General features: G+C 74.9%; 1 protein-coding gene. It reads right to left on the bottom strand.

Going from position 1 to position 1,877, the window contains the following annotated elements:
* A partial coding sequence (locus tag LCH29_RS43850; RefSeq protein ID WP_446467269.1) for an SDR family NAD(P)-dependent oxidoreductase occupies nucleotides 1-1,877 on the bottom strand: 1,877 nt, incomplete at both ends.

Genomic DNA, 1,877 nt, shown 5'->3' on the forward strand with positions numbered 1-1,877 from the left:
GGCCTCGCGCGGCGAGATACCGAAGAACGCCGGATCGAAGTCGGCGACGTCGTAGAGGAAACCGCCCTCGCGCGTGTACGAGGTGCCCTGACGGTCCGGGTCCGGGTCGTACAGCCCCGCCAGGTCCCAGCCACGGTCCGCCGGGAAATCGGCTATCGCGTCCCCGCCCGCCGTGAGCAGCTGCCACAGCTCCTCCGGCGTCCGCACCCCGCCCGGGAAACGGCAGCTCATCGCCACGATCGCGATCGGATCGTCGGCCACCGCGAGCTGCGGCGTGGCGGTGCCGCCGGTCGTCGTCGCGTCGGCGCCCAGCAGTTCCGTCCGCAGGTGGTCGGCCAGCGCGGTGGCGTTGGGGTAGTCGTAGATGAGGGTGGCGGGGAGCCGCAGACCGGTGGCCGCGTTCAGCCGGTTGCGGAGTTCGACGGCGGTGAGCGAGTCGAAGCCCAGCTCCTTGAACGCACGCCCCGCCACGACCGCGTCGGCCTCGACGTGGCCCAGCACGGCCGCGACCTGCGTACGGACGAGCTCCAGCACCGCCTGGGCGCGCTCGGTCCCGGTCAGGCCGGACAGCCGCTCCGCGAGTGTGCCGGTCCCGGCCCCGGTGGCGGTCGGGCGTTCGGCGGCGGCCGGTGCGGGCCGCGCGGCGGCCAGCTCGCCGAACAGCGCGCTGGGCCGTACGGCGGTGAACTCCTCGAGGAAACGGTCCCAGTCGATGTCCGCGACCGTCACGGCCGTGTCGCCGTGGTCGAGCGCCTGCCGAAGCGCGGTCAGCGCCAGCTCAGGCGCCATCGGCGGCACGCCGTCGCGACGCATGCGCCGCTCCAGCGCGTCGTCGGCTGCCATGCCGCCATCGGCCCAGGGGCCCCAGGCGATCGAGGTGGCGGGCAAGCCCTGGGCGCGCCGCTGCTCGGCGAGCGCGTCCAGGTAGGCGTTGGCGGCCGCGTAGGTGCCCTGGCCGGGCGCGCCGACCGTCGCGGCGAGGGAGGAGAAGAGGACGAACGCGGAGAGGTCCAGGTCGCGGGTCAGCTCGTGGAGGTTCTGCGCGGACGCGGCCTTGGCGCGCAGCACCCGTTCCATGCGCCCGGCGTCCAGCCCGTCCACGACGCCGTCGTCCAGCACACCTGCGGTGTGGATGACGGCGGTCAGCGGCAGCTCCTCCGGCAGCGACGCCAGCAACTCCGCCAGCGCATCCCGGTCGGCCACATCACACGCCGCCACGGTCACCCGGGCGCCCGACGCCGACAGCTCGTCCCGCAGCTCGGCCGCACCCGGAGCGTCCGGACCACGACGGCTGCTCAACACCACATGCTCGGCGCCACTCGCCACCAGCCAGCGGGCCACCCGCGCGCCCAGGGCGCCCGTACCGCCCGTGACCAGAACGGACCCCGCGCTCGGCCGCCACGAACCACCCGACGACGCGGGCCCCGAGGCCCGTACGAGACGGCGTCCGAAGACCCCCGAGCCGCGCACCGCGACCTGGTCCTCGCCGCCATCACCGGCCAGCACTCCCGCGAGCCGCGCGAGCGCACGCTCATCCGCCGTCTCCGGCAGATCAACCAGCCCGCCCCACCGCTCCGGCAGCTCCAACGCCGCCACCCGGCCCAGACCCCACACCAACGCCTGGTCCGGGCACACCGCGCCATCCGAACGCCCCACCGACACCGCACCACGCGTCGCCACCCACAACGGCGCACCCACACCCGCATCGCCCAACGCCTGCGTCAGCACGGCCGTACGCAGCAGACCGGCGTCACCCTCGACCGCCAGCAGCGACACCGCACCCGCGACCGACGCACCCACGACCGACGCACGCAGCTGCTCGGCCACCGCGCCCCGGTCATCCCCGACAGCCAGCTCGACGAGCCGCACATCGACGC

Source organism: Streptomyces sp. BRA346 (assembly GCF_052851135.1).